We start from the raw sequence: 20,313 nt of genomic DNA on the forward strand, positions 1-20,313 counted from the left end.
GCACTCACAACATTTTTGGAGATAGTCATGAAATCCACCCTTCTTGCTGCTGCACTGGCCGTATCGGCGACCTCGGCGTTTGCAAGCGCCGAGAAATACGTTTTGGACCCCAGCCACAGCCAGGTTGTCTTCAACTATAACCACCTTGGTTTTTCCACCACGACTGGCATGTTCTCGGGCTTTGAGGGCGAGATCATGTTCGATCAGGAAAACCCGGCAGATTCCAGCGTGAGCGTGTCGATGCCAGTGGTCGAAATGATCACCGGCTGGAAGCCGCGCGAAGATCACTTCATGACCGAAGACTTTTTTGGCGTCGCCGAGGGTGACCTGATTTCGTTCACCTCGACCGGTATCGAAGTCACCGGTGAAAACACCGCGAACATCACCGGCGATCTGACCATGAATGGCGTGACCAAGTCGGTCGTTCTGGACGCGAAGCTGAACCAGGTTGGCGAGCATCCGATGGCGGGCAAGCCCTGGGCCGGATTTGATGCCACCACCACACTGGTCCGCAGCGAGTTCGATCTGGGACAGTTCGCACCGTTTGTTAGCGATGAGGTTGAGGTTCGTATTTCGGTAGAGGCGCAAAAGGCCGAGTAAGCCTGCCTTACGTGCAAAAAGAAACCGCCGGGACCCGTCAGGTCTCGGCGGTTTTTTTCTGTTCGACTATCTTTATTCAGCCTGAATGGCCGTCAGTTCGACGGTGACTTTGACTGCAAAAGCCAGCGAGTCTTCGGTCGGTTGTGACGTCCCGACATCATAGTCTAATCGGTTCAACTCCAACTCACCCTGCATCTTCGCGGTCCCATCTTGCAAGTCCAGCTCGAACGGAAGGGTAACGTCCATGGTTTTGTCCCGGATGGTCAATGTGCCGCGCGCCTCATAGGCCAAATCTGTTTTGAACAGATCCGCTTTAAAACTCGCGGTTGAAAACTGAGCGCTGTCAAAGAAATCCGCAGCAAGGGCTTGCTGTGTTACGGTGCCGATGGTCAATGAGCCGATGGCGATTGTCACATCGGCAGATCCCGCTGGTCCGGGTTCCGCCGGTTCGTCAAAAGTGATTGCCGCAGTCCAATCGGAAAACGCGCCGCTGACGGGGCTGCCCAACTGGGTGATCGTGATTGCCAAAGTGCCTTCCTGCACCTGCCAGTCGGATTGGACGGCCTCCAGTTCGGCAGATGCATTATCACCGGTCGGATGTGCCGAGTAGGCTCCGTCGAACCACCCGATGCTAAGAGCAACAGCCCAGATCACGACTGCTGCTACGACGGGGGCAGGTGAGTGCCATTGCGTTGGTGGTTCCGGCAATTCCACCTGTCCGGGCAGCATGCGGCGCAATGTGCTGTCTTTGTCGATTACATGGTGCTTGAGCGCGCCAACGAAATGCAAAACCAGCGCACCCACCAGCACAAGCATCAGGACGAAGTGTAACCCGCCGCTTGCTTCGGCCAATGCGGGGGATTTCGGCACAAAAGGCAGGTTCTGCCCGAACGGCCAGAGGATCGGCGCAAACCCTTCGGTGGCCGCATGGTGAATCCAGCCTGTCAGAGGAACCAGAACCAGCGAGCCATACAACAGCCAGTGGACGGTTTCCGCAGCAAATGCCTCGGGCTTGTTTTCAGCATTGAGCAATCCTGGCTTGGGTTGGCTGATCGCCCACAAGATACGGGCAAGGGCCACGAAAAAGACCGTTACACCGATAGTCTTGTGCAGTGAAAACAGCTGCGCCGCCTGTTGCAGGTCTTCCGGTGTCGTTGGAATGGTCGGGTCTTCGATTGCGTGTGCCAGTTGGTTTGCAAACCACCCAATCGGAAGCGCCGTCAGAATGAGCAAGGCTGTCAGCCAGTGGAAGGTTTTCGAAACGCCTCCATAGCTTTGGGTGGTGTTGGCAAGGGGCATTGGTTTGCGACTCCGATCTGTTTGCTGTGGCCACCCTAAATGCAGCCGGGGCCGACACAATAGGCTTTGACGCACAGTTTACGTGTCAGGATGCAGAGCTTGTGCCGCTCGTTCACTCGGTTTACACCCCATCGCAACCTAACGTCATCCAAGAGGTTGTAATGACACGCGCGTTCGTTTTTCCGGGGCAGGGCGCCCAGACCATAGGTATGGGCAAGGCACTGGCCGAGGCCTACCCGGCTGCACAGGCTGTTTTCGAAGAGGTCGATGAAGCGCTTGGTGAAAAGCTGAGCGACCTGATCTGGGAAGGTGATATTGCCGACCTGACGCTGACGCAGAACGCACAGCCGGCGCTGATGGCAACCTCGATGGCCGCGATGCGCGCGTTGGAGGCCGAAGGTGTTGCGGTCACGGACGCTGCATTTGTAGCTGGGCATTCGCTGGGGGAATACTCAGCGCTTGCGGCAGCTGGTGCGCTGTCGATTGCGGATACGGCGCGTTTGTTGCGGACACGTGGTCAGGCGATGCAAAGCGCCGTTCCGGTTGGTGAAGGCGCAATGGCCGCAATTCTGGGGCTGGACCTTGAGGCGGTTCGTGCCGTCGCAGAAGAGGCTGCGCAGGGCGCGGTCTGTCAGGCCGCGAACGACAACGACCCTACACAGGTTGTTGTTTCGGGAGCGAAGGCGGCCGTGGAACGTGCTGCCGAGATTGCCAAGGAAAAAGGTGCCAAGCGCGCTGTGATGTTGCCCGTAAGCGCCCCGTTCCATTGTGCGTTGATGCAACCCGCCGCAGATGTGATGGCCGAGGCGCTGGCTGCAGTTGAAATCAAGGCCCCGGCAGTTCCGCTAATTGCGAACGTGCGCGCCGAGGCTGTTGGCGATCCGGACCTGATCCGTCAGTTGCTGGTCGAGCAGGTCACCAGTTCCGTGCGTTGGCGCGAGAGCGTGCAATACATGGCGGCGCAGGGCGTCACCGAGACTTGGGAGATCGGTGCAGGCAAGGCGCTTTCAGGGATGATCCGCAAGATCGACCGCGCGATTGCTGGCAAGGCTGTTGGTACGCCGGATGACGTGCAGAATGTGGTTAAGAGCGAATCATAAGAACAACGTGCGACGCAAGTTGCGCTGCAAAGGGAAGATCGAATGTTTGATTTGACAGGTAAGAATGCGTTGATCACCGGAGCGTCCGGCGGGATTGGCGGCGAGATTGCGCGCGTGCTGCACGGTGCGGGGGCCACGGTTGCGTTGTCGGGCACTCGTGTCGAACCGCTCGAGGCATTGGCCGCCGAACTGGTCGAGCGGGCGCATGTCCTGCCATGTAACCTGAGCGACGGCGAAGCTGTTTCCGCGCTGCCGAAGCAAGCTGCCGAGGCGATGGGGTCGGTTGATATTCTGGTCAACAACGCCGGGATTACCCGGGACAACCTGTTCATGCGTATGTCGGATGACGAATGGCAGAGCGTGATCGACGTGAACATGACCTCGACCGCCAAGCTGTGCAAAGGGGTCCTGCGGGGCATGATGAAAGCCCGTTGGGGTCGGATCATCAACATCTCGTCCGTGGTTGGCGCCACCGGCAACCCCGGTCAAGCGAACTATGCCGCATCCAAGGCGGGTATGGTCGGTATGACGAAGTCGTTGGCCTATGAAGTTGCCAGTCGTGGGATCACGGCTAACGCGGTTGCGCCCGGCTTCATCACCACAGCCATGACCGACAAGCTGACCGACGATCAGAAATCGGGCATTTTGGGGCAGGTTCCCGCCGGTCGCATGGGCGATGCGTCGGAAATTGCGGCGGCTGTACTGTATCTTGCCAGCCCCGAAGCCGGATATGTTACCGGAACCACCTTGCATGTTAACGGCGGTATGGCCATGTTGTGAGCGCGGACAGGGGCAGGTGCGAAAGCGTTTGCCTCGCGCGTTGTCTATGCTATAGGCGGCGCATAAATGCTGGGGTCGACCAAATGGTCGGCCTTCTACTTTCCCGGTCATCCGGGACCCAACCGCCCGCACCGGGCAAATCAAAGCCAGCCTGAGCGGGCAAGGGCAGAACCGGGCACTAGGCCCTGAAAACGGAATGAGGAATAGACATGAGCGACGTCGCAGATCGCGTTAAAAAGATCGTTGTTGAGCACCTGGGTGTTGAAGAAGACAAAGTGACCGAAAACGCGTCCTTCATCGACGATCTGGGCGCAGACAGCCTGGACACTGTTGAGCTGGTTATGGCCTTCGAAGAAGAGTTCGGCATCGAAATCCCCGATGACGCAGCCGAGACCATCCAGACATTTGGCGACGCCGTCAAATTCATCTCTGAAGCCTCCTAAGAGCTTCGACATTATTAAAAAGCGGCGCTTCCGGGCAACGGAGGCGCCGTTTTTTTTGTGCCGTGCCCAATTCTGGCTTGCAAGGTGCCGTATTCGTTCGCAACCTTTTACCCGAGGCACATAATTCAGAGCGGGAAGGGCATGATAAGATCCACCCCGATGATCAATACGGCCCGTTTGACGCTGAGCGGCATGCGGCCAGAGGATTTCAACCGGTTCGCCGAGATTTGGCGCAACCCATGCATCGTGCGACATATCGGCGGCAAGCCGCGGTCGCGCGGAGAGGCGTGGGATTCATTCCTTCGAAATGCCGGGCACTGGCAAATGGCCGGTTTCGGGCAGTGGGCCGTGGTTCAGCAGTCGAATCGGCAGATGATCGGGCAGGCGGGGTTCTTCTACGGTAACCGCTCGATCGGCGAAGATTTTGACAGTTTCCCCGAGGCAGGCTGGATTTTGGTCCCCGAGTCACAAGGGCAGGGCTTGGGGTTAGAGGCCGCGCAGGCCGCGCATGATTGGTTTGACCGGATCATGCCTGGGCCATTGGTTGCTATGGTGAATTCTGGGAATTCTGCCTCGAAAAAGCTGGCGAACAAGCTGGGGTATGCCCCGATGCGTGAATGCGCGTACAATGGCAGCGACGTTACGCTACTGCGCCGAAATGGTCCGCCGCCACGCCACTGACAATTTGAGACTTCCTGAATGCCGCAAACCGAACTTGGTTTGCCGATCCTGGTAAAACGGGCCGATCTTCCGCGTGTATGGTACTCTGGATTTGCAGAGCGATTGAGCGGAGGAGCAAGCTCATGAGGATTTACCCCACGATGGAATTGCAGAACGGCCGGTGTGTCACACTGGACAAGGGCCGTCTGGACGACGCGATGATCTGGCATGTGAATCCGGCGGACACGGCGCGTAGCTGGTCTGCGGCCGGTGCCACGTGGATGCACCTGACGGATTTCGATGCAATCGAAGGCCGCGACACCAACGCCGAATTGGTCGAGGAAATCATCCGCACGTCTGAGATGTCAGTGCAACTGGCCGGCGGTATGCGGACGCGAGAACAGGTCGAGTATTGGATCGACAAAGGCGCGGGACGGATCGTGATTGGCACGCTGGCGGCCTGGGACCCGAATCTGGTCAAGGAGCTGGCCAAGCTTTACCCGGACCAAATCGTTCTGGCTGTGGATGTCTGGCAAGGACAGGTCATGACCGAAGGCTGGCGCAGCCAGAGTGCGTTTACGCCGGAAGCATTTATTGAGGCGTTCGAAGGTACGCCCTTTGCGGCAATTCTGGTGACCGATATCGACAGCGACATCGAAGACGTCGACGCGCAGCTGGGTCTGATCTCGGGTCTGGCGCAACTTTCGCGCACACCGGTAATCGCCAGCGGTGTCGTTCGGACATCAGATGACATCTCGCGCCTGGCCTATGTGCACAACATCTCGGGCGCGTTGGTTGGACGGGCATTGTTCCGCAAGACGGTTGACTTAGCGGATGCGCTTGATGTGGCCGAACAGGCTCACGAGCCGGTCGCTGAGTTCCAGTAAGTTTATCCCACAAGATATTGCCCCGGCTCTTTCAAATCTGCGAAAGGGTCGGGGCAAATTGTTTCGGCACAACCCGCACCGACGGACGGCCCGGCGAAATGGCGCCGGGATGGAATGTGCCGTTGCTCTTGCCCCCGGACCCCGGGCCGGGGTATGAGCGGTTCTCAAATAGGAAGCAGGCAAGAGGCATTTCATGCGCAGAGTCGTTGTAACCGGTCTGGGATTGGTCACTCCTTTGGCCAGCGGGGTCGAGGAATCTTGGTCACGGTTGTTGGATGGGGAATCCGGCGCAGGCCCGATCACCCAGTTTGATGCCGTAGAGAGCGGTGTCACCACGACCTATGCCTGCGAAGTTCCGCGCGGCGATGGAACCGAAGGGACGTTTAACCCCGACGATTGGTTGCCGCCAAAAGAGCAACGCAAGATCGAAGACTTCATTCTGTATTCGATCGCAGCCGCCGACATGGCCTGCCAAGATGCCAACTGGCTGCCTGAGGATGAAGAAGACCGCCTGCGTACAGGCGTTCTGATCGGTTCCGGTATCGGCGGTTTGGGCTCTATTGCTGAAACGGCAAACCTGATCCGCGACAAAGGTCCGCGTCGTGTGTCGCCGTTCTTTATTCCCGGTGCGCTGATCAACCTGGCATCCGGTCAGGTGTCTATCCGCCACGGGTTCAAGGGGCCCAACCATTCGGTCGTGACAGCTTGTTCGACCGGTGCGCATGCCATTGGCGATGCCAGCCGCATCATTCGTGCAGGTGACGCTGACGTCATGGTTGCCGGTGGCGGTGAAGGCTGCATCTGCGAGATCGGTATCGCTGGTTTCAATGCGTGCAAGGCGCTGTCGACCAAGTACGCAGACGACCCAAAGAAAGCCAGTCGGCCGTATGACGTGGACCGTGATGGCTTTGTCATGGGTGAGGGCGCAGGCATCGTGGTTCTGGAAGAGTACGAGCACGCCAAGGCGCGCGGTGCAAAGATCTATGCCGAAGTGCTGGGCTATGGCATGTCCGGCGACGCTTATCACATCACCGCACCGTCCGAGGATGGTGATGGCGCTGAGCGTTCCATGAAAGCCGCATTGCGCAGCGCGGGCCTTGAGCCTTCGGATCTGGACTATATCAATGCGCATGGCACATCGACTATGGCGGATACGATCGAACTGGGCGCGGTAGAGCGCCTGTTGGGGGATCACGCCAGCAAGGCCACCATGACCTCAACCAAATCGGCCACTGGTCACCTTTTGGGTGCGGCTGGCGCGATTGAGGCGATCTTTTCGATCCTGGCGATCCGGGATCAAGTGGCTCCGCCGACGATCAATCTGGATAACCCCGCCGTTGAAACTCCGATCGATCTGGCGCCCAACGCCAAGCGTGAGCGTGAGATCAATGTGGCGTTGTCGAATTCGTTCGGCTTTGGCGGCACCAATGCCAGCGTGATCTTCGGAAAGGTCAGCTAAATGTTCCGGGCTCTTGCTTCGAATGCGCTGACCTTGCTGATCGTTGCCTTGTTCCTGATGGGCGGGCTGGTTGTGTGGGGGCAGTCGCAATACAAGGCCGAGGGTCCGCTAGAATCCGCCATGTGCCTGCAGGTCAGAAGCGGGTCGAATATGACCCGTGTCAGCCAAGAGCTTGAAGATGACGGAGCCATCAGCAGCGCCATGATCTTTCGCATGGCGGCGGACTACACGGATAAATCGCAGCAGCTGAAAGCCGGTAGCTTTCTGGTGCGCGAAGGCGCGTCGATGGAGCAGATCATCGACGAGATTACCAGCAGCGGGGCCAGCACCTGTGGGTCCGAGATTGAATACCGTATCGGTGTCACCCGCATCCAAACCCGGGTACGCGAGTTGGACCCGGCAACGCTGGAATTTGTCGAGATCGCATCGTTTGATGTGACCGACGAGGACATCCCTGCCGAATACGGTCAAAAGCGTGAAGAAGCCGACACCCGGTACCGTGTGTCTGTTGCTGAGGGCGTGACCTCTTGGCAGGTAGCGCAAGGCTTGCAGGCGATTGAACCGCTGACAGGTGAGATTGCCGAGATCCCGGCCGAAGGGATGTTGGCACCTGACAGCTATGATTTGGCACCGGGCGATGACCGGACGGCTGTTCTGCAGGCGATGCAAGACAAGCAACAATTGCGCATCAACGCAGTGTGGGAGAATCGCCAAGGCGACCTTCCTATCAGCAGCCCAGAGGAAATGCTGATCCTCGCGTCGATCATCGAAAAGGAAACCGGTGTTCCCAATGAACGCGGGCAGGTTGCGAGCGTCTTTGTGAACCGGCTTGAGCAGGGCATGAAGCTGCAGACAGACCCGACGGTCATCTATGGTGTCACCAAGGGTCAAGGCACGCTGGGGCGCGGGCTGCGTCGCAGTGAACTGCGCCGTGCAACACCTTGGAATACTTATGTGATAGACGGTTTGCCGCCAACACCGATTGCCAACCCGGGTTTGGCCAGCCTTGAGGCTGCTGTCGCGCCGGAAGAGACCAACTTTGTATTCTTTGTTGCGGATGGCACCGGGGGGCACGCGTTTGCGGAAACCTTGCAGGAGCACAATCGGAACGTCGCCAAGTGGCGAGAGATTGAGGCTGAAAGAAACAGTTCAAGCAACTAAGAAAAAAAGGCCGCGTCGAAAACGCGGCCTTTTCTTTTTTATGCAGCGGGACGTCCGCGTGGGCGACGACGTTTCGAAGACGCGGGCTTCGATGTCGAATTTGCCCCCTGCGGTCTACGCCCCCGGAAGCCTCCGCGATTGCGGGTTTTCTTGGGCTCGGAAAATTCTGGCATGGTGCCGCTGGCGACCGGAATTTCGATCTTCATCAGTTTCTGAATCTGGCGCAGCTGATCCACCTCGTCCGGTGAGCAGAAGGCGATAGCCTCACCTTCGCGACCAGCACGGGCTGTGCGCCCGATGCGGTGGACATAGTTGTCGGGCACTTCGGGCAGGTCATAGTTGATCACATAGGCAACACCGGGAATGTCGATGCCACGCGCGGCCACGTCGGTCGCGACCAATACGTTGATCTCTCCGGCCCGGAACGCCTTGATCGCGCGGTCGCGCTGTCCCTGGCTTTTGTTACCGTGAATCGAGGCCGCGTTGAATCCATCGGCCACAAGGCCTCTCATCAGTTTCTCGGCACCGTGTTTGGTACGGGAAAATACCAAGGTCAGAGCGTCCATGTCAGCGGACAGAATTTCGCGCAATTTCCGCGGTTTGCCGGCCCTGTCGACGAAATGCACAGACTGCGTGATCTTGTCCGCCGCTTTACCTGGAGGCGAGACCTGCACTCGCTGCGGGTTGGTCAGATAGGATTGGCTAAGCTCTTCCATCTGTTTTGGCATAGTGGCCGAGAACAGCATGGTTTGGCGCGGCGTGCCCAGCTTGGGTGCGATTTTGCGTAGGGCGTGGATAAAGCCCATGTCCAGCATCTGGTCGGCCTCGTCCAGTACAAGATGTCGCACCGAGCCAAGGTCAACAGCACCGCGTTCCATCAGGTCGATCAAACGCCCGGGTGTGGCGACCAGAATGTCGGTGCCGCGCGACAGGAACGAAATCTGTCTGCCGATCGACTGACCACCGACCACGGTGGCCACGCGCAGTTTGGTCTTGTCGGTCAGGTTGCGCAGGCTATCCGCGATCTGGTTGACCAGCTCGCGGGTTGGGGCAAGGATCAGCGCTTTGGCGGTTTTGGGCGCGGGTTTGCCGGGCTGCGCCAGCAAGTGGTCGATCAGCGGCAGGCCGAAGGCTAGCGTCTTACCGGTGCCGGTCTGCGCCAGGCCCAGGATGTCGTGACCGTTCAGCGCCAGCGGGATGGCCTGGTTCTGAATAGGGGTCGGTTGTGAGAAATTGGCACGTTTCAGTGCATCGTTGAGGGCTGGTGCAAGGCCCAGCATGTCGAAGTCGAACAAATAACTATCCTTTGTAACCCGCAAGGCAATAGCCGTGCGGACAAGAGGTGTCTGGCCACGCAGCGCGTGACCGGCAGGGTTTCCGCTAAACCTCGGGACGTGCAGGCGAACCCTGCGCCATCTGGCGTCGCGTCAAGAACCCTGCGTGAATGGGAACTAGGAGAAGTAGTGATGCGCTGTGGGGTCTGCTGCGACCGTCAATGCTCACGCGTCAGCGCTGTCTTAAGGTGGCACATGCTAGTTTTGTTAGCATTTGTCAAGCCATGAATTGCGAAGTGGGAACACGTACTTGCCGCGGCCGCCAGGGAACGGATTGTTCAAATAGAAGAACCTTGTCCAGCTGGGCTTTGAAAATCCCGAAGTGCTTCTTGGCTTTCATAACATCGGAAAATACCCGATCCTTAGGGGAGATGACTTTTTGTGTATGACCAAAAAAGGAATCCAGAAATGTGCGCTAAAATACTTGTAGCTACCACTCTGACCGTGGTTCTAGCCGCGTCTTCAGCAATCGCATGCTCTCGGATCGTCTATGAAACGGCAGACGGATCCTTCCTCACGGGGAGGACGCTTGACTGGTTCGAAGATACTTCAACAGACATTTGGGCCTTCCCGCGGGGCATGGACCGTGATGGTGGTGCCGGAGAGAATTCGGTCAAATGGACGTCCAAATACGGCTCTGTCGTGGCAACGATCTATGACGGGGCTACTGTTGACGGCATGAATGATGGCGGGCTGGTCGGCAATGCTCTCTATCTTGCCGAGGCGGATTACGGGACGGAAAATGCCGGAGACAAACCTCTTCTTTCTGTCGGAGGGTGGTTGCAGTATTTTCTGGACAACTTTGCAACAGTTGAAGAAGCCGTTGCAGCGATGGAGCAAGAGCCATTCGTGATCTTAGCGCCGATGTTGCCATGCGGACATGAGGCCGGAGGGCATATTGCGCTATCTGATGCGTCTGGTGACAGTGCAATATTCGAGTATCTCGATGGCGAGTTGGTTATTCACCATGGCCGCGAATTTACTGTCATGGCGAATTCTCCTACTTTTGACGAACAACTCGCTATCACCACTTATTGGGGTGAAGTTAATGGTCTTTCATTTTTGCCCGGAACCCATCGGTCTTCCGACCGATTTGCGCGGTTGAGCTGGAATCTGAATGCCGTTCCCTCGTTTGACGACAAAAACGATGCGACGGCGGCGGTGTTCTCTCTCGTGCGATCAATTTCCGTACCATTTGGTGTGACGGACCCAGAGCGCCCAAACATCGCATCAACAACCTGGCGTACGGTCGCTGATCATGAGCTGGGTCGGTACTACTATGAGAGCGTGTTCAGCCCTACATTGTTTTGGGTGGATATCGAGAACCTTGATCTCTCCGATGGGGCTTCTACCCTGAAATTGGAACTTGGCGAAAAGCCCATCCTTGCAGGCGAGGTTTCGGCCAGCTTTGAACCTTCCGAGCCATTTCTTTTTCTCGGCGATACGTAACGTTGTAGTCACGGGGCTCAACCACTGACGACCGTCTGCCACATAGTCCTATCAGTAAAGGTCTCTTAACTATCAGCGCACGCTACCCGTTGCGCCGTTGTTGCGCAACACATTGACTTTGCGGACTTTCTTGCGTATAAGTTGTGTCATGCTAGAAGAGGTGGACGACGGCCCTGGGGCGACCCGGTGGCCGTTTTTCGTTTCTCTCGTGCGGAGATCACTCACGCATGAGGTCACAGGCACACATGACTTTGATTACCCCGGAAGAGCGGATGTCCCAGACGGCTGATTTGTTGCAGTCGCTTGAGAGATCCATTCGCGATCTGCGCCAAGCAGCGGAAGAACTGCGCAAACAGATCGGTGCCGGGGAGGATGCAGATCTTGCTGGTTCAGCCAAGCAACTCGGGCAGTTAGAGGGGCTGATCCGAAGTTGTCAGAAAGTGGAGACAAGCTTTGTCGAACAACATCACAGACAAGCCGGAATTGCCCAAGGGGGGTATGCGCTCGACCTTGAGCGCGCTCGATTTGAGATTGGGTGCAGGCTGGCTCGCCTCCGCGCCTGCTGCGGTTCGGGACAGATTTCTGAGTGAGATCGGGGAGGGGGGGCTGTGCGCCCTCCCTTTCCTGTTCGAGTTCTGGGCACTGCCGCATCAGGTGCCGCCCGAGGGGGATTGGCGGTCCTGGGTGATCATGGGCGGGCGTGGGGCTGGTAAGACGCGGGCCGGGGCCGAATGGGTGCGACGGGTGGTCGAGGGGTCTTTGCCGCTGGATCGCGGCGAGGCGCGTCGTGTTGCATTGGTGGGTGAGACATTCGATCAGGTACGCGATGTGATGATCTTTGGCGATAGCGGGATATTGCAATGTTCGCCGCAGGATCGGCGACCTGTCTGGAAAGCCTCCGAACGGAAACTGATCTGGCCAAACGGAGCTGAGGCGCAGGCGTTTTCAGCGCATGATCCCGAAGGGTTGCGCGGGCCTCAGTTCGATGCAGCCTGGGTGGATGAGTTGGCCAAGTGGAAGAAGGCGGGCGAGACCTGGGATATGTTGCAATTTGCGTTGCGGTTGGGGGAGCGGCCCCGTGTCTGTGTCACGACCACGCCGCGCAATGTGCAGGTTTTGAAGGAATTGCTGGCATCTCCGTCCACCGTGCAGACCCATGCGCCGACCGAGGCGAACCGGGCCAATCTGGCGGATTCGTTTCTGGACGAAGTGCGCGCGCGTTATGCGGGTACGCGGCTGGGGCGGCAGGAGTTGGACGGCGTGCTGCTGTCGGATGCCGAGGGGGCGTTGTGGACCGGGGCGATGCTGGACGCGGCGCGAGTTGAGAATGTACCAGAGTTGGACCGTATTGTGGTCGCGCTGGACCCAGCGGTGACGGCGGGCTCGGATGCGGATGCCTGCGGGATCGTGGTGGTCGGCGCGCAAGTGCAAGGGCCGCCCGAGGACTGGCGGGCCTATGTACTGGCCGACCGGACGGTGCAGGGCGTTGGCCCGGCGGGCTGGGCGCAGGCGGCGATTGACGCGATGGATGAATTCAGGGCCGAAAGACTGGTGGCCGAGGTCAATCAGGGCGGGCAACTGGTGGAAGAGGTCGTGCGGCAGGTGGACCCTCTGGTGCCTTATCGCGCGGTGCGGGCCTCACGCGGGAAGGTCGCGCGTGCCGAGCCTGTTGCGGCATTGTACGAACAGGGGCGGGTGGCGCATGTCGCGGGGCTGGACGCGCTGGAGGAGCAGATGTGCCAGATGACCGCGCGGGGGTTCGAGGGGCAGGGCTCCCCCGACCGGGTCGACGCGCTGGTCTGGGCGCTGCATGAGTTGGTGGTGGGGCCTGCGGGGGCGTATCGGCGGCCTCGCGTGCGGACTTTGTAGATGCAATCAATGAATATGTTTTTCCTTTGTATTGCGATACATCACAGCTTGACGTTCTCATATGGATAGCCCAGCTTTTGCGTGACTATTATCTAAGGTTGCGCACTCGATGGGCGATGTAACTCACCTAGATCACTCTAGTTCGGTGTTTCGAATAATGCCGCCAACGACTAATGTATTGGGCCGAACTTTCCTTTTTCGATCTTCACAGTTAGGAACCGCTGTTTCAGTCCAGTATAAAGGCAATCATTATTTTATCACGGCCAACCATTTAGTTGATGACAGGCTAGAAAAACCGATTGCAATAAAGAGTCGATCTGGCTGGGAGTACCTCAGTTCTGCTGTTTTGCTAACTAAGTCAGTCGATCTTGATATCGCTGTATTCAGTAACCCTCTATACCCTGTCGATTTTCTTGATAAGCTGTCGCTTCCGCTAGATATGGATGGCCTTGTTTGCGGGCAGCACGTACACTTCCTAGGTTTCCCTCTGTCGCTTGAGGAATACGTTGACTTCTCGGGTTTGGAGGGGCGCCCTTTCCCATTTCAGAGAGGGGGCTATTGTATCAGCTATTACCGGAAACCGTATGATATTGGACGGGTTCAATACGATAGGTTTCTCTGGTGGACCGGTTGTTCATTATAGAGATGGCTTACATAGAGTTTGCGGTGTCGTTACTGGCTACAAGGAAGAAATCAGACCAGTCGAAATGCCAGATTCCGATTGGCAGTCAGAACTAGATGCCGTTTACAAGCAAAACACTGGAATCACCTACGCAACATGCGCCAGCTCGATTAGAAATCTAATAGACGAAATCGGTTAAGAGCCTGTAAGTGTTTCTCTTTCCATGAATGGTAAGCGCGATTTGCCGTTGCCCAACCTCCGCACGCTCCATTCCCGAGGCTTAAACCTCTTTCCCTCATAACTCTTTTCAACAAGCCGGGCAGAGCGGCGGCAGAAAGGAGCACAGATGGTATTCGATTTCTTGCGTCGTGGAACGGCCGGGGAAGCGCCCGAAGCAAAGGCGAGCGCGGCGGGGCCTGTGGTGGCGTGGCAGACGGGTGGGCGCGTGGCGTGGAGCCCCAGGGACGCGGTGTCGCTGACGCGGACGGGATTTTCGGGGAACCCGGTGGGGTTTCGCTCGGTCAAGTTGATTGCCGAGGCGGCGGCGGCACTGCCTCTGGTGCTGCAGGATCAGGCGCAGCGCTATGACGTGCATCCGATCATATCCCTGATGCGCCGTCCGAATGCGGCGCAGGGGCGGGCGGAATTGATGGAGGCTTTGTTTGGGCAGTTGTTGCTGTCGGGGAACGCCTATGTCGAGGCGGCACAGGCCGAAGATGGATTGCCGGTTGAACTGCACGTCCTGCGCTCGGACCGAATGAGCGTGGTGCCGGGGGCGGATGGATGGCCCAAGGCGTATGACTATACGGCGGGCGGCAAGACGCATCGTTTCCCGGCTGATGCGATCTGTCATATCAAGTCATTCCACCCCCAAGACGATCACTATGGGTTCTCGCCGATGCAGGCGGCAGCGATGGCGATTGATGTGCATAACAGCGCGTCGCGGTGGTCGAAATCATTGCTGGACAATGCTGCGCGGCCTTCGGGCGCGTTGGTGTGGAAAGGCGGCGATGGACATGGGGTGATGGCCGAGGATCAATTCCGCCGCTTGTCCGATGAGATTGAGCAAAACTATCGCGGGGCGCGCAATGCAGGCCGTCCGATGGTTCTGGAAGGGGGGCTCGATTGGAAGCCGATGGGTTTTTCACCCTCTGACATGGAGTTTCAAAAGACCAAGGAAGCCGCCGCCCGCGAGATCGCACTGGCCTTTGGGGTCCCGCCGATGTTGCTGGGAATTCAAGGCGACGCGACCTATTCGAACTATCAGGAGGCCAACCGGGCGTTTTACCGCCTGACCGTTCTGCCCTTGGTGACGCGGGTGGCGGCGGCGGTGTCGGAATGGTTGGCGGGCTTTACAGGCGAAGAACTGGTGTTGAAACCCGACCTGGATCAGGTGCCGGCGCTGTCGGCGGAGCGGGATGCGCAATGGGCGCGAGTCAACGGCGCCGAGTTCCTGACAGACGCTGAGAAACGCGTGATGCTGGGGCTACCGGAGCGTGCAGATGGCTGAGGGGTATCCGCCGTTTGATTGTGCGCCGGGCCTGCGCTTGGCTGCACATGAACGGGTGGCCGAGATTCAGCACGCGCATTTATGCAGGCGGCTGGATCAGATCGAAGAGATGATGGAGCGGCTGGAGAAACGGCTGTGGCTGACGGTCTATGGAGTCGTTGCGGTGATCCTGGCGCAAGCGTTTCAGTCAATTCTGGTGGTGTCGCCATGAATTCAGAGGCTTATGAGGAGGTGTTCATGGATTTAGAACACAAGTTTGCGCGGTTTAGCGATGGATTGTCGGTGACCGCGGACGCGGTGATCGAGGGCTATGCCAGCCTGTTTGGGCAGGTCGATCAAGGGAGCGATGTAGTGCAGAAAGGCGCATATCGCAGGTCGTTGGCTGGGCTAACGGCGGCAGGTCAGCGGGTCAAAATGCTGTGGCAGCACGACCCGGCGCAACCCATCGGTGTCTGGGACGACGTGCGCGAAGATGAACGCGGGCTTTGGGTCAAGGGACGTATGTTGGAAACCACGCAGAAAGGCCGTGAAGCTGCGGAATTGATCCGGGCCGGGGCCATTGACGGGCTGTCGATCGGCTATCGCATCAAACGGGCCATAAAAAATGAAAAGGGCCATCGGGTCCTGACCGAACTGGAGCTGTGGGAGGTGTCGCTTGTGACTTTTCCGATGCTGCCCAGTGCGCGGGTGGCGGCAAAGGGGACGATCCCGGACGCCGAGGACACCCTGCGCAATATTGCCGAGGTGTTTGATCACGCCCGGCAGGAGCTGGCGCGAACCTAGCGCGCCTCAAACCCACTCATACAAGGAAGTTCTGATGAGCAAGACCGAGACCCCGGCCTTGACCGGAGAGGGTGTGCCCCTGGTTCAGGAGGTGAAGCAGGCGATGATTGGCTTCGTGAGCGAATTCAAGGGCCTGAAGGCTGAAGTTAAAACCAAACTGCAACAGACAGAAGAGCGACTGACCATGCTGGATCGTAAATCAATCACCGCGGCGCGCCCGCATCTTGCGGCTTATATCGAGGACGGTGCGCCGCATCAGAAGGCTTTCGACGCCTATGTGCGATGCGGTGACGATGACGGCCTGCGCGGCCTTGATATGGAAGCCAAATCGCTGTCCAGCGCCGTTAACAGCGATGGCGGATATCTGGTCGACCCGCAGACTGCCGAGATGATCAAGTCGGTGCTGAAATCCACGGCCTCGATCCGTTCGATCGCTTCGGTGGTGAATGTCGAGGCAAACTCGTTCGACGTGTTGATCGACCACACCGACGTGGGCGCGGGCTGGGCGGATGAAAGTTCTGCTGCGACCGAGACGGCGACCCCGTCGATTGATCGCATCTCGATTGCCTTGCACGAGCTGAGCGCGCTGCCAAAGGCGTCGCAGCGCCTTTTGGATGACAGTGCGTTCGATGTCGAGGGATGGCTGGCTGGTCGTATCGCTGACAAATTTGCCCGCGCCGAAGCGGCGGCGTTCATCTCGGGCGATGGTGCGGACAAGCCAAATGGCATTCTGAACCATGCCAAGGTCGACAATGATGTTTGGACCTGGGGCAATCTGGGCTATGTCCCGACCGGCATTGACGGTGGTGTCGATGCGGACGCGATTGTCGATGTGGTTTATGCGCTGGGCGCGCAATACCGCGTCAATGGCACTTTCGTAATGAATTCGAAAACTGCTGGTGTGATCCGCAAGCTAAAGGACAGCGATGGCCGCTTCCTGTGGTCGGACGGTCTGGCTGCGGGTGAGCCTGCGCGCCTGATGGGCTATCCGGTTCTGATTGCCGAGGACATGCCGGATGCGGGCACCGACAGTTTCTCGATTGCCTTTGGTGACTTCCAGGCCGGCTACACTATTGCCGAGCGCCCTGATCTGCGCGTCTTGCGTGATCCGTTCAGCGCCAAGCCGCACGTTCTGTTCTATGCGACCAAGCGTGTCGGCGGCGACGTGAGCGACTTTGCCGCGATCAAGCTGGTGAAATTCGGCACCGCCTAAGCGGTGACGGATCCGGGGGGTCATTGGCCCCTCGGGCGCGGGCGCGGGCCGGGGTGAGATCCCCTGCGTTGTCTAGCTGCTCCCCTCCGTCCGAGCAACGTGGGGCGGTGCGTGCCCGTCATTTTCTTGAGTGAGGCCCCCGGAGGGGTCCGAGATTGCGGAGTGAATGGATGATGTTGATCGAAGAAACCGCCATCGCGGATGCGGCGCTGCCGGTGGATCAGTTTAAGGCGCATCTGCGGCTGGGCACAGGCTTTGCCGAAGACAGCGTTCAGGACGATGTGCTGAAAGGCTTTCTGCGCGCAGCCGTTGCGGCAATCGAAGCGCGTACTGGCAAGGTTCTGATCGAGCGCGATTTTTCCTGGAGTCTGAACGTTTGGCGAGACCAGTCGGGAGAGGTGCTGCCGGTGGCACCGGTCACCGAGGTCAAGAGTGTGACGCTGGCAGATGCAGACGATGCAGAGACGGTTGTCACCTCGGATAGATACCGGTTGGAAAAAGACGCGCAGCGTCCCCGGCTACGCTCCGTTGGGGCACTGATGCCGAAGATGACAAAGGGTGGTTCTGTCAGGATCGTCTTTGGCGCTGGGATGGCAATGGATTGGGGCGGGTTGCCCGCCGATCTGGGGCAGGCGGTGCTGTTGTTGGCCGCGCATTACTACGAATACCGCGATGAGACAGCGCTGGGTGCCGGGTGCATGCCGTTTGGTGTCACCAGCCTGATCCAGCGCTATCGCACAGTTCGGTTTGTTGCAGGGGTCGTGCAATGAAAGCGCCGCGGTTGAACAGAAAGCTGGAGTTGGAAGCGCCGGTGCGCGTGGCCAATGGATCAGGCGGATACACCGAAACCTGGGTACCGCTGGGCACGGTATGGGCCGAGGTGACCGCGCGCAGCGGGTCAGAGCGGCAGGTGGCTGGCGTCCCGGTATCGCGGGTCGGCTATCGCATCGTGGTCCGGGGCGCGCCCACAGGCTCCACCATGCGGCCATCGCCGGATCAGCGCTTTGCAGAGGGCGCACGTCGTTTTGTCATCCGCGCTGTCGCCGAGCGTGATCCGCGTGGCCAGTACCTGACCTGTTTCGCGGATGAGGAGGTGGCAGCATGAGCTATGGCGTTTCAGCAGCCCTGCAGGCGGCGGTGTTCAAGCAGATTTCAGAGGATACGCAGGTTAACAATTTGTCGGGTGGCGCGATCTATGACGCGGTGCCGGCCGGAGCAGTACCACAGACTTATGTGACGCTGGGACCGGAAGAGGTTCGTGATGTCTCTGACCGATCGGGTGGAGGTGCGGTGCACCGGTTCACGGTCTCGGTCGTATCCGAAGCCGCAGGGTTCGGGGCCGCCAAGACCCTGGCAGGAGCCGTGTGTGACGCGCTGGAGGGTGCCTTGCCCAGCCTTGATCGCGGGCGTCTGGTGGGCCTGTGGTTCGAGCGCGCATCAGCCCGGCGCACCGGGACCGGTGGAGCGATCCGCCAGATCGACCTGAAATTCCGCGCCCGCGTGGAAGATGACTAACCAATCAACGGAGAGAGCATATGGGTGCCCAGAACGGCAAGGACCTGTTGGTCAAAGTGGATATGAACGGCAGCGGTCTGTTTGAAACGATCGCGGGATTGCGCGCCACGCGTGTCAGCTTCAACGCGGAAAGCGTGGATGTCACCAGCCTGGAAAGTCAGGGAGGTTGGCGCGAACTTCTATCGGGTGCCGGGGTCAAATCGGCTTCCATATCCGGCTCGGGAGTGTTCAAGGACGCCGGGACTGATGAACGCGCGCGGCAATTGTTCTTTGACGGCGAAACACCGGATTTTCAGGTCATCATCCCGGATTTCGGCATTGTTGCCGGGCCGTTTCAGGTCACAGGTGTCGAATATGCGGGCTCGCACAACGGCGAGGCGACTTATGAGATGAGTTTGGCCAGCGCCGGCGCGCTGAGTTTTACGGCGCTGTAAATCGATGGCCAATCCGTGGACGGGCGAGGTGGCATTGACCATCGATGGAGAGCGGCGGGTGCTCAAGCTGACGCTGGGTGCTTTAGCGGAATTGGAACAAGAGCTGGGTGCCGGTTCACTGGTGGAACTCGTGCAACGGTTCGAAGGCGGAGCCTATTCCAGTGGTGACGTATTGGCCCTGATCGTGGCCGGGTTGCGCGGCGGTGGCGGCGATGTCAACCGCACCGATCTGCTGAGTGCGGAAATCGAGGGTGGCCCGATGGCAGCTGCGCGTGCGGCAGCCGAGTTGTTGGCGCGGGCCTTCATGGTGCCGGAACAGGCATGAATGGGTTCAATTGGCCTGCCCTGATGCGGGCCGCGCTTGTCGGTCTGCGTCTGACGCCGGATCAGTTCTGGCGACTGACCCCGGCCGAATTGCAACTGATGCTGGGGCAGGGCGCAGGGATCCCGGCGATGAACCGGGCTGGCCTGGATGCGTTGCTGAAGGCCTACCCGGACAAATTACAAGGAGAGCGTGATGACGGATCGTGACGGGTTTGACGACTTGCAGGAACGCGGCGATGCGCTGGGAGACTCGCTGGGTGACGCGGCATCTATGGCGGCTGCTTTTGACGGCCAGATGAAACGGATCAGCGCGGCGTTTGAGGAAACGGGCAAGGATGTCGCGACGCTGGAACGCGGCATGTCCAGCGGGTTGCGCAAAGCCTTCGATGGCGTAGTGCTAGATGGGATGAACCTGTCCGATGCGCTGGACGTTTTGAAGAACTCAATGATCCGCACGGCGTATTCGGCAGCGATCAAGCCGGTGACGGATCACTTTGGCGGGATGCTGGCCGGAACCGTTGGCGGTCTGGTGCAGGGGCTTTTGCCATTTGCCGACGGTGGCAGTTTTTCGCAAGGCCGGGTGATGCCTTTCGCCAATGGCGGCGTTGTCAGCGGCCCAACCACATTTCCCATGCGTGGCGGAACCGGGTTGATGGGGGAAGCCGGACCCGAAGCGATCATGCCTTTGGCGCGCGGGTCAGACGGTAAGCTTGGGGTGCGCACCTCGGGAGGTGGGCGTGCCGTCAATGTCGTGATGAACATCACCACCCCGGACGTTCAGGGGTTCCGTCGCAGTCAAAGCCAGATTGCGGCGCAGATGAGCCGCGCACTGGGGCGCGGCAATCGCAACAGGTAACTTGAGGGAGCAGGC

The 20,313-nt window shown here is 58.9% G+C and carries 23 protein-coding genes; 21 read left to right on the top strand and 2 right to left on the bottom strand.

All coding sequences use genetic code 11. The features are described from left to right. Positions 1 to 27 precede the first annotated feature (27 nt). Positions 28 to 600 (top strand): YceI family protein, encoded by a 573-nt coding sequence (locus AC2FI9_RS08080; RefSeq protein WP_109311412.1) that lies wholly within the window; start codon positions 28 to 30, stop codon positions 598 to 600. Positions 601 to 672: 72 nt separating this feature from the next. On the opposite strand, the gene AC2FI9_RS08085 is transcribed toward AC2FI9_RS08080, so the two are convergent. Beyond that, positions 673 to 1,899, bottom strand: a complete 1,227-nt coding sequence (locus AC2FI9_RS08085; RefSeq protein ID WP_496766967.1) for a cytochrome b/b6 domain-containing protein — start codon at positions 1,897 to 1,899, stop codon at positions 673 to 675. Between the two features lie 161 nt (positions 1,900 to 2,060). Between AC2FI9_RS08085 and fabD the strand changes: the two genes are divergently transcribed. From fabD to mltG, 7 genes are all read left to right on the top strand, one after another. Next, positions 2,061 to 2,999 carry an ACP S-malonyltransferase gene (fabD, locus tag AC2FI9_RS08090; protein ID WP_496766968.1) on the top strand — a complete coding sequence of 313 codons (939 nt, stop codon included), beginning with the start codon at positions 2,061 to 2,063 and terminating at the stop codon, positions 2,997 to 2,999. 42 nt (positions 3,000 to 3,041) lie between these two features. Then, complete coding sequence (gene fabG / locus AC2FI9_RS08095; RefSeq protein ID WP_496766969.1) at positions 3,042 to 3,779, top strand: 3-oxoacyl-[acyl-carrier-protein] reductase; 738 nt, start codon at positions 3,042 to 3,044, stop codon at positions 3,777 to 3,779. 209 nt (positions 3,780 to 3,988) lie between these two features. Next, complete coding sequence (locus AC2FI9_RS08100; RefSeq protein WP_005982462.1) at positions 3,989 to 4,222, top strand: acyl carrier protein; 234 nt, start codon at positions 3,989 to 3,991, stop codon at positions 4,220 to 4,222. Positions 4,223 to 4,363: 141 nt separating this feature from the next. Further along, a complete protein-coding gene (locus AC2FI9_RS08105; protein ID WP_496766970.1) occupies positions 4,364 to 4,903 on the top strand; it encodes a GNAT family N-acetyltransferase in 540 nt (179 codons plus the stop codon). Positions 4,904 to 5,025: 122 nt separating this feature from the next. Then, positions 5,026 to 5,769 carry a 1-(5-phosphoribosyl)-5-[(5-phosphoribosylamino)methylideneamino]imidazole-4-carboxamide isomerase gene (locus tag AC2FI9_RS08110; RefSeq protein WP_496740430.1) on the top strand — a complete coding sequence of 248 codons (744 nt, stop codon included), beginning with the start codon at positions 5,026 to 5,028 and terminating at the stop codon, positions 5,767 to 5,769. Between the two features lie 193 nt (positions 5,770 to 5,962). Then, positions 5,963 to 7,228 carry a beta-ketoacyl-ACP synthase II gene (fabF, locus tag AC2FI9_RS08115; protein WP_496766971.1) on the top strand — a complete coding sequence of 422 codons (1,266 nt, stop codon included), beginning with the start codon at positions 5,963 to 5,965 and terminating at the stop codon, positions 7,226 to 7,228. After that, positions 7,229 to 8,389, top strand: a complete 1,161-nt coding sequence (gene mltG, locus AC2FI9_RS08120; RefSeq protein ID WP_496766972.1) for an endolytic transglycosylase MltG — start codon at positions 7,229 to 7,231, stop codon at positions 8,387 to 8,389. A 38-nt stretch (positions 8,390 to 8,427) separates the two neighbouring features. Here mltG and AC2FI9_RS08125 read toward each other — a convergent pair whose 3' ends face one another. After that, positions 8,428 to 9,684 carry a DEAD/DEAH box helicase gene (locus AC2FI9_RS08125; protein WP_496723430.1) on the bottom strand — a complete coding sequence of 419 codons (1,257 nt, stop codon included), beginning with the start codon at positions 9,682 to 9,684 and terminating at the stop codon, positions 8,428 to 8,430. 420 nt (positions 9,685 to 10,104) lie between these two features. On the opposite strand from AC2FI9_RS08125, the gene AC2FI9_RS08130 reads away from it, so the two are divergent. From AC2FI9_RS08130 to AC2FI9_RS08190, 13 genes are all read left to right on the top strand, one after another. Continuing rightward, a complete protein-coding gene (locus AC2FI9_RS08130) occupies positions 10,105 to 11,172 on the top strand; it encodes a linear amide C-N hydrolase (RefSeq protein ID WP_496766973.1) in 1,068 nt (355 codons plus the stop codon). Positions 11,173 to 11,670: 498 nt separating this feature from the next. Further along, positions 11,671 to 13,041: a DNA-packaging protein gene (locus AC2FI9_RS08135; RefSeq protein WP_496767053.1), complete on the top strand. Its 1,371-nt coding sequence runs from the start codon at positions 11,671 to 11,673 to the stop codon at positions 13,039 to 13,041. A gap of 968 nt (positions 13,042 to 14,009) precedes the next feature. Further along, positions 14,010 to 15,173, top strand: coding sequence for a phage portal protein (locus AC2FI9_RS08140; protein ID WP_496766974.1), 1,164 nt, complete (start codon positions 14,010 to 14,012; stop codon positions 15,171 to 15,173). Then, on the top strand, positions 15,166 to 15,384 hold the full coding sequence (locus AC2FI9_RS08145; protein WP_108860356.1) for a GTA head formation protein, RCAP_rcc01685 family: 219 nt from the start codon (positions 15,166 to 15,168) through the stop codon (positions 15,382 to 15,384). The genes AC2FI9_RS08140 and AC2FI9_RS08145 overlap by 8 nt, the downstream gene beginning before the upstream one ends. Before the next feature lie 26 nt (positions 15,385 to 15,410). Beyond that, the gene (locus AC2FI9_RS08150) at positions 15,411 to 15,956 is read left to right on the top strand and encodes an HK97 family phage prohead protease (protein WP_496766975.1); all 546 of its coding nucleotides are present in this window, start codon (positions 15,411 to 15,413) and stop codon (positions 15,954 to 15,956) included. Between the two features lie 34 nt (positions 15,957 to 15,990). Further along, on the top strand, positions 15,991 to 17,169 hold the full coding sequence (locus tag AC2FI9_RS08155) for a phage major capsid protein (protein WP_496766976.1): 1,179 nt from the start codon (positions 15,991 to 15,993) through the stop codon (positions 17,167 to 17,169). 170 nt (positions 17,170 to 17,339) lie between these two features. Further along, on the top strand, positions 17,340 to 17,939 hold the full coding sequence (locus tag AC2FI9_RS08160) for a head-tail connector protein (RefSeq protein ID WP_496766977.1): 600 nt from the start codon (positions 17,340 to 17,342) through the stop codon (positions 17,937 to 17,939). Then, complete coding sequence (locus AC2FI9_RS08165) at positions 17,936 to 18,274, top strand: phage head closure protein (protein ID WP_496766978.1); 339 nt, start codon at positions 17,936 to 17,938, stop codon at positions 18,272 to 18,274. The genes AC2FI9_RS08160 and AC2FI9_RS08165 overlap by 4 nt, the downstream gene beginning before the upstream one ends. Then, a complete protein-coding gene (locus AC2FI9_RS08170; protein ID WP_496766979.1) occupies positions 18,271 to 18,684 on the top strand; it encodes a DUF3168 domain-containing protein in 414 nt (137 codons plus the stop codon). The genes AC2FI9_RS08165 and AC2FI9_RS08170 overlap by 4 nt, the downstream gene beginning before the upstream one ends. 20 nt (positions 18,685 to 18,704) lie before the next feature. Beyond that, a complete protein-coding gene (locus AC2FI9_RS08175) occupies positions 18,705 to 19,118 on the top strand; it encodes a phage major tail protein, TP901-1 family (RefSeq protein WP_496696792.1) in 414 nt (137 codons plus the stop codon). A gap of 4 nt (positions 19,119 to 19,122) precedes the next feature. Further along, on the top strand, positions 19,123 to 19,443 hold the full coding sequence (locus tag AC2FI9_RS08180) for a gene transfer agent family protein (RefSeq protein WP_472723995.1): 321 nt from the start codon (positions 19,123 to 19,125) through the stop codon (positions 19,441 to 19,443). After that, entirely contained in the window at positions 19,440 to 19,649 is a 210-nt protein-coding gene (locus tag AC2FI9_RS08185) for a rcc01693 family protein (RefSeq protein ID WP_496766980.1), read from the top strand. Before AC2FI9_RS08180 ends, AC2FI9_RS08185 begins: the two co-directional genes overlap by 4 nt. Further along, positions 19,636 to 20,298, top strand: coding sequence for an RcGTA-type gene transfer agent tail tape measure protein (locus AC2FI9_RS08190; RefSeq protein WP_496722543.1), 663 nt, complete (start codon positions 19,636 to 19,638; stop codon positions 20,296 to 20,298). The genes AC2FI9_RS08185 and AC2FI9_RS08190 overlap by 14 nt, the downstream gene beginning before the upstream one ends. Positions 20,299 to 20,313 lie beyond the last annotated feature (15 nt).

The sequence above is a fragment of the Ruegeria sp. CDSA246 genome, from assembly GCF_059611225.1.

Bases quoted from the DNA above. Each gene is read 5' to 3' on its own strand.
- AC2FI9_RS08080 (WP_109311412.1), top strand. From the start codon at position 28: ATGAAATCCACCCTTCTTGCTGCTGCACTGGCCGTATCGGCGACCTCG.
- AC2FI9_RS08085 (WP_496766967.1), bottom strand. From the start codon at position 1,899: ATGCCCCTTGCCAACACCACCCAAAGCTATGGAGGCGTTTCGAAAACC.
- fabD (WP_496766968.1), top strand. From the start codon at position 2,061: ATGACACGCGCGTTCGTTTTTCCGGGGCAGGGCGCCCAGACCATAGGT.
- fabG (WP_496766969.1), top strand. From the start codon at position 3,042: ATGTTTGATTTGACAGGTAAGAATGCGTTGATCACCGGAGCGTCCGGC.
- AC2FI9_RS08100 (WP_005982462.1), top strand. From the start codon at position 3,989: ATGAGCGACGTCGCAGATCGCGTTAAAAAGATCGTTGTTGAGCACCTG.
- AC2FI9_RS08105 (WP_496766970.1), top strand. From the start codon at position 4,364: ATGATAAGATCCACCCCGATGATCAATACGGCCCGTTTGACGCTGAGC.
- AC2FI9_RS08110 (WP_496740430.1), top strand. From the start codon at position 5,026: ATGAGGATTTACCCCACGATGGAATTGCAGAACGGCCGGTGTGTCACA.
- fabF (WP_496766971.1), top strand. From the start codon at position 5,963: ATGCGCAGAGTCGTTGTAACCGGTCTGGGATTGGTCACTCCTTTGGCC.
- mltG (WP_496766972.1), top strand. From the start codon at position 7,229: ATGTTCCGGGCTCTTGCTTCGAATGCGCTGACCTTGCTGATCGTTGCC.
- AC2FI9_RS08135 (WP_496767053.1), top strand. From the start codon at position 11,671: ATGCGCTCGACCTTGAGCGCGCTCGATTTGAGATTGGGTGCAGGCTGG.
- AC2FI9_RS08140 (WP_496766974.1), top strand. From the start codon at position 14,010: ATGGTATTCGATTTCTTGCGTCGTGGAACGGCCGGGGAAGCGCCCGAA.
- AC2FI9_RS08145 (WP_108860356.1), top strand. From the start codon at position 15,166: ATGGCTGAGGGGTATCCGCCGTTTGATTGTGCGCCGGGCCTGCGCTTG.
- AC2FI9_RS08150 (WP_496766975.1), top strand. From the start codon at position 15,411: ATGGATTTAGAACACAAGTTTGCGCGGTTTAGCGATGGATTGTCGGTG.
- AC2FI9_RS08155 (WP_496766976.1), top strand. From the start codon at position 15,991: ATGAGCAAGACCGAGACCCCGGCCTTGACCGGAGAGGGTGTGCCCCTG.
- AC2FI9_RS08160 (WP_496766977.1), top strand. From the start codon at position 17,340: ATGATGTTGATCGAAGAAACCGCCATCGCGGATGCGGCGCTGCCGGTG.
- AC2FI9_RS08165 (WP_496766978.1), top strand. From the start codon at position 17,936: ATGAAAGCGCCGCGGTTGAACAGAAAGCTGGAGTTGGAAGCGCCGGTG.
- AC2FI9_RS08170 (WP_496766979.1), top strand. From the start codon at position 18,271: ATGAGCTATGGCGTTTCAGCAGCCCTGCAGGCGGCGGTGTTCAAGCAG.
- AC2FI9_RS08175 (WP_496696792.1), top strand. From the start codon at position 18,705: ATGGGTGCCCAGAACGGCAAGGACCTGTTGGTCAAAGTGGATATGAAC.
- AC2FI9_RS08180 (WP_472723995.1), top strand. From the start codon at position 19,123: ATGGCCAATCCGTGGACGGGCGAGGTGGCATTGACCATCGATGGAGAG.
- AC2FI9_RS08185 (WP_496766980.1), top strand. From the start codon at position 19,440: ATGAATGGGTTCAATTGGCCTGCCCTGATGCGGGCCGCGCTTGTCGGT.
- AC2FI9_RS08190 (WP_496722543.1), top strand. From the start codon at position 19,636: ATGACGGATCGTGACGGGTTTGACGACTTGCAGGAACGCGGCGATGCG.